General features: G+C 70.1%; 8 protein-coding genes and 1 other annotated feature (1 of these 9 running past the window's edge). All 8 genes read left to right on the forward strand.

The window, feature by feature from the left end; translation table 11 throughout:
* Nucleotides 1–110 carry the 3' portion of an SDR family NAD(P)-dependent oxidoreductase gene (locus tag FrCorBMG51_RS34480; RefSeq protein ID WP_476742112.1) on the forward strand. It extends 235 nt beyond the left edge of the window, so the window shows 110 of its 345 coding nt (coding positions 236–345); its start codon lies off the left edge, out of view; its stop codon occupies nucleotides 108–110.
* Nucleotides 26–532, forward strand: a complete 507-nt coding sequence (locus FrCorBMG51_RS05350; RefSeq protein WP_338052691.1) for an SDR family oxidoreductase — start codon at nucleotides 26–28, stop codon at nucleotides 530–532. Before FrCorBMG51_RS34480 ends, FrCorBMG51_RS05350 begins: the two co-directional genes overlap by 85 nt.
* A 27-nt stretch (nucleotides 533–559) precedes the next feature.
* The gene (locus FrCorBMG51_RS05355) at nucleotides 560–1,327 is read left to right on the forward strand and encodes an SDR family oxidoreductase (RefSeq protein ID WP_047221970.1); all 768 of its coding nucleotides are present in this window, start codon (nucleotides 560–562) and stop codon (nucleotides 1,325–1,327) included.
* A gap of 70 nt (nucleotides 1,328–1,397) precedes the next feature.
* A complete protein-coding gene (locus tag FrCorBMG51_RS05360; RefSeq protein WP_047221971.1) occupies nucleotides 1,398–3,080 on the forward strand; it encodes a flavin-containing monooxygenase in 1,683 nt (560 codons plus the stop codon).
* A gap of 10 nt (nucleotides 3,081–3,090) precedes the next feature.
* On the forward strand, nucleotides 3,091–3,975 hold the full coding sequence (locus tag FrCorBMG51_RS05365; RefSeq protein ID WP_047221972.1) for an LLM class F420-dependent oxidoreductase: 885 nt from the start codon (nucleotides 3,091–3,093) through the stop codon (nucleotides 3,973–3,975).
* A gap of 100 nt (nucleotides 3,976–4,075) precedes the next feature.
* Nucleotides 4,076–4,405, forward strand: coding sequence for an ATP-binding cassette domain-containing protein (locus FrCorBMG51_RS05370; protein ID WP_047221973.1), 330 nt, complete (start codon nucleotides 4,076–4,078; stop codon nucleotides 4,403–4,405).
* 47 nt (nucleotides 4,406–4,452) lie between these two features.
* Nucleotides 4,453–4,776 (forward strand): transposase, encoded by a 324-nt coding sequence (locus FrCorBMG51_RS05375; RefSeq protein ID WP_047221974.1) that lies wholly within the window; start codon nucleotides 4,453–4,455, stop codon nucleotides 4,774–4,776.
* Nucleotides 4,734–4,850: a sequence feature (AL1L pseudoknot), on the forward strand. Its footprint overlaps the gene before it by 43 nt.
* The gene (locus FrCorBMG51_RS05380) at nucleotides 4,824–5,387 is read left to right on the forward strand and encodes an IS3 family transposase (RefSeq protein ID WP_235433337.1); all 564 of its coding nucleotides are present in this window, start codon (nucleotides 4,824–4,826) and stop codon (nucleotides 5,385–5,387) included. Its footprint overlaps the feature before it by 27 nt.
* Nucleotides 5,388–5,390 lie beyond the last annotated feature (3 nt).

Below are 5,390 nucleotides of genomic sequence, written 5' to 3' on the forward strand. Positions count from 1 at the left end.
CGCCGCCGAGCTCGGCGGGCCGACGGTGCTGGTCAACAACGCCGGCCTGCTGCGCGCCGGCCTCTTCCACAAGCTCGACCTGGCCACCTGGCGGACGATCCTGGACGTGAACCTGACCGGCGCGTTCCTGCTGAGCCAGGCCGTGCACGGCCACATGACCGAGGCCGGCTGGGGGCGGATCATCAACCTGTCCAGCATCGGGGCGCTGGGCCACCGGGGGCAGGCCAGCTACTCGGCGGCCAAGGCCGGCATCCAGGGGCTCACCAAGACCCTGGCCCTGGAGCTCGGCCGGTTCGGCATCACCGTCAACGCCGTCGCGCCGGGGTTCACCGTCACCGCCATGACCCGCTCGATCGCCGAACGGATCAACGTCCCGTTCGAGGACATGCAGGCCGAGATGGCCGCCGGCATCCCGGTCGGCCGGGCGGGGACGCCGGACGACATCGCGCACGCGGTGGCCTTCTTCGCCGACGAACGCTCGGGCTTCGTCTCCGGCCAGGTGCTGTACGTGGCCGGTGGGCCGGTCGACTGACACCCGTTGACACCCAGGGGAGAACCTGTGCATCTGTTCGATCTCACCGGCAAGGTCGCCGTGGTCACCGGGGGTACCCGGGGCATCGGGCTGATGATGGCCCGCGGGCTGCTGGAGGCCGGCGGGAAAGTGTACGTGTCCTCACGCAAACCGGAGGCCGGCGAGCGGGCGGTCGACGAGCTCTCACGGTTCGGGCCGGTCGAGTCGCTGCCGGCCGACCTCTCCGGGGAAGCGGAGTGCCGCCGGCTGGCCGAGGAGCTCGCGGCCCGGGAGGCGCACGTGCACATCTTGGTCAACAACGCCGGCGCGACCTGGGGCGCGCCGCTGGAGACGTACCCGGCCGCGGCGTGGGACAAGGTTCTCGACCTCAACCTCAAGGCGCCGTTCTTCCTCACCCGCGCGTTCCTGCCGCTGCTGGAGAAGGCCGCCACCGCCGAGGATCCGGCCAGGGTCATCAACGTGGGCAGCATCGACGGGCTGCGGGTGCCGGATCTCGCCACCTACGCCTACTCGGCCAGCAAGGCGGGCCTGCACCAGCTCACCCGGGTGCTGGCCCGCGAGCTCGGGCCCCGGCACATCACCGTCAACGCGGTCGCTCCCGGCCCGTTCCCGTCCAGGATGATGGCCGCGATCCTGGCCGAGTCCGGCGACAGGTTCGCGGCCTCCTCGCCGCTCGGGCGCATCGGGACCCCCGAGGACATGGCCGGCGTCGCCGTCTACCTGGCCGCGCGCTCCGGCGCCTGGGTCACCGGGGCCGTGATCCCGGTGGACGGCGGAATCTGGACCACCGCCTGACCTCTGTCTGACCCCGCCTGCCCCGGCCAGCGCACTGATTCTCAGGATTCCTGGAAGGAGATTCACCGCCGTGCCTCCCCAAGAAGCAGCTTTACCATCGTCCGGCGTGTACCCGGACCTCGACGTCGTCGTGATCGGAGCGGGATTCAGCGGCCTGCGCATGCTGTACGAGGCGCGCAGCCGCGGTCTGACCGCGCGCGTGCTCGAGGCCGCGTCCGACGTCGGCGGGACCTGGTACTTCAACCGCTATCCCGGGGCCCGGACCGACAGCGAGAGCTGGGCCTACTGCTTCGGGTTCGACAAGAGGCTGCAGGAGGACTGGGACTGGCCGGAGCGTTATCCGAGCCAGCCGCAGGTGCTCAGCTACCTGCGCCACGTCGCCGACCGGTTCGACCTGCGCCGCGACATCCAGTTCGACACCCGGGTGCGTTCGGCCGTGTTCGACGAGGAGCACGACGTCTGGGTCGTCACCACCGAGCGTGGCGAACGGCTGGTCAGCCGCCATCTGGTCAGCGCCTCGGGGCTGCTGTCCGTCCCCTACGAGCCGCCGTTCCCCCGATTATCGTCCTTCCGGGGCGAGTGGTACATGACCGCGCGCTGGCCGCACGAACCGGTGGACTTCGCCGGCAAGCGGGTCGCGGTGATCGGTACCGGCGCGAGCGGCGTCCAGCTCATCCCGATCGTCGCCGCGACCGCCGCCCGGCTGACGGTCTTCCAGCGCACGGCCAACTACATACTGCCCGCGCGCAACTACGTGCTGCACGACGCCCAGCGCCAGGCCATCAAGGCCAACTACGACGCGATCTGGGAGCAGGTGAGACGGCAGGCGATGGGCATGCCGATGAACCCGGCCAACCGGGTCCTCGGCGACGTCAGCCCGGAGGAACACCAGCGAATTCTGGAGGCCGGCTGGGAGGAGGGCGGGTTCCGCTACTTCCTGGAGACCTTCGACGACATCTTCGTCAACCCGGAGTCCAACGCGCTGGCTGCGGAGTTCGTCCGCAACAAGATCCGCACGATCGTCAGGGATCCGGCCACCGCCGAACTGCTGTGCCCGAAGCCCGACCATCCGCTCGGCGCCAAGCGGCCGCCGCTGGGGCACTTCTACTACGAGACGTTCAACCGGGACAACGTCGAGCTGGTGGACGTCAGCGGCAACGCCGTGGACGACATCACGCCCACCGGCGTGCGGCTGGCCGACGGCACCGAGTACGAGGCCGACGTCATCGTGTTCGCCATGGGCTTCGACGCGATGACCGGCTCGCTGACCAGCGTCGACGTCCGCGGCAGGGGCGGGGTGACGATCGCGGAGAAGTGGCGGGGTGGGCCCCGCACCCATCTGGCGCTCACCGTCGACGAGTTCCCGAACTTCTTCATGATCGCCGGTCCGCAGATCCCGTTCGCGAACGCGCCGGTCATGATCGAGCCGGCCGCCGAGTGGATCGGGGAGGCCATCTCCTACACGCGCGAGCACGGCCACACCCGCATCGAGCCCACCGCGCAGGCCGTCACGGCCTACAACGAGCAGTGCGAGACGTTCTTCAACGCGACCGTGTTCCCCGCCGGGGAGAAGATCCGCTCCTGGTTCGTCGGCGCGAACATCCCGGGCAAGCCGCACGGCGTGGCGCTGTACTTCGGCGGCTACCCGAACTACATCCGGGAAGTACGGCAGGAGGCCGAGGAGGGCTTTACCCACTACCGGTTCTCGGCCGTCCGGGACGCCCGGCCGTCCGTGGGCGTGGCGGGCAGCTGAGGGGGCGGAGATGACCACAACACCCACAGGTGTCGGAATCTGGAACATGGGGCTCCGGTTCGGCGGGGAGGAGCAGGCCGTCGAGGCCGCGGTGGCCGCCGAGGAACTCGGGTACACGGCCGTCTGGCTGCCGGACCTGGGCGGTGGCGGCCTGTTCGAACGGCTCACCGCGCTGCTGGCGGCCACCAGCCGGATCACGGTGGCCACCGGGATCCTCAACATCTGGATGCACGAGCCCGCGACCGTCGCCGAACGGTACGCCAAACTGACCGGGACGTACGGCGACCGGCTGCTGATCGGTCTCGGGGTCAGCCACGCGCCGATCGTCGACCAGGCTGCGGCCGGCCGCTACCGCCGGCCGCTGGCCAGGATGACCGAGTTCCTGGACGGTCTCGACGCCGCGTCTCCCGCGGTGCCGGCGCACTCCCGGGTGCTCGCGGCGCTGGGGCCCAGGATGCTGCGGCTGGCGGGCGAGCGCGCGCACGGCGCCCACCCGTATCTCGTGCCGCTGGAGCACGTGGCGACCGCGCGTGCGGCGCTCGGCCCGGAGAAGTTCCTCGCACCCGAACTCGCCGTGGTGCTGGAGACCGACCCGGACCGAGCCCGGCAGATCGCCCGTACCGGGCTGGGCATGTACTTCGACCTGCCGAACTACATGAACAACCTGAGGCGGTACGGGTTCACCGACGACGATCTCGCCGCGCCGGGCAGCGACCGTCTCATCGACGCCCTGGTGGCCTGGGGCGACGAGGAGACGATCGCCGCCCGGGTGGCCGCATACCGCGACGCCGGCGCCGACCACGTCGCGGTCCAGGTCCTGATCGGCGAGCACACCGCCGCCGCGACCTTCCCGATCGAGCAGTGGCGCCGCCTGGCGCCGGTGCTGACCGGCTAGACGGGGCCGCCGGGCCGACGGCTCCTACCGCCCCGGGGCGGTAGGGAGCGCGTCATGCCCAGGCAGAGAAGCGTCATGTCCGCCGTGCAGGGAGGATGTCGTGCTGGTCGGCCCGGCCGGGGATGTCGTCCTGGCCGCGCGCGATCTCGTCGCCGGGCACGGCGGGCGGCGAATCCTGGACCGGCTCTCAGCCGAGGTCGCCCGCGACGAGTGCCTGTCGGTCATCGGCCCGTCCGGGATCGGCAAGACCCTCCTGTTGCGCTGCCTCGCCGGACTGCACCGTCGAACCGGGGGAGAGGTCATCCTGGACGGCGTGCCGCTCGCGCCCACCGTCCGTGAACGGCACGCGGAGCAGTTACGGCGCGTGCAACTGGTGCCGCAGAACCCGCACGACTCGCTCAATCCGCGCCACACCGTCGCTCAGATCTGAACCGCCCCGGGTTCGGTGGAGACCGGTCCGTTTGAGAGGATCGAGTCGTGCCCGCTCCCAGGAAGTATCCCGATGAGCTCCGTGAACGTTCCGTCCGGCTCGTGCTGCAGATGCGTCGTGAGCAGCCGGCGGAGGCGTCGCGTGCGATCTCGACGGTCGCGAAACGGCTGGATGTGCATCCGGCGACGCTGCGGCTGTGGGTGAATCAGGCTGAGGTCGACCAGGGTACTCGTCCGGGAACCACCACACCGGATGCCGCGCGTATCGCCGAGCTGGAACGTGAAGTTCGTGAGCTGAAGCGCGCGAACGAGATCCTGAAAGCGGCGTCGGCTTTTTTTGCGCGGGAGCTCGACCCGCGGCTGCCTCGGTAGTCGCCTTCATCGACAAGCACAAGGAAGACCTCGGCGGGGTCGAGCCGATCTGCGACGTGTTGCAGGTTGCCCCGTCGACGTACTACGCCGCGAAGAAACGGCTGCCGTCGGCGCGTTCACTGCGCGACGCCGAACTCCTCGCCGAGATCGAGCGGGTGTGGAAGGAGAACTACGAGGTGTACGGTGCGCGCAAGGTGTGGCGGGTGTTGAACCGGGAGGGGATCACGGTGGCCCGGTGCACGGTGGAGCGTCTGATGCGGGCCGCCGGGCTGACCGGGGCGCTACGCGGCGGGGCCAGGCCCCGCACGACCCGCGCCGATCCTGCCGCGGCCAGGCCGGCGGACCTGGTGGACCGGCAGTTCACCGCGGACCGGCCGAACGCCTTGTGGGTTGCCGACTTCACCTATGTCCCGACGTGGGCGGGCATGGTGTACGTGGCGTTCGTGGTTGACGTCTACTCCCGGAAGATTGTCGGGTGGCGGCTCGATACCACCATGCGCACCGACCTTCCTCTCGACGCGCTGGAGATGGCGATCTGGGGCTGCAAAGACGAGCCGCTGAACGGTCTTGTGCACCATTCCGACAGGGGTTCGCAGTACCAATGCCGCTAAGAT

Origin of the sequence: Protofrankia coriariae, assembly GCF_001017755.1 — a bacterium.
GTDB classification, from domain to species: Bacteria; Actinomycetota; Actinomycetes; order Frankiales; family Frankiaceae; genus Protofrankia; species Protofrankia coriariae.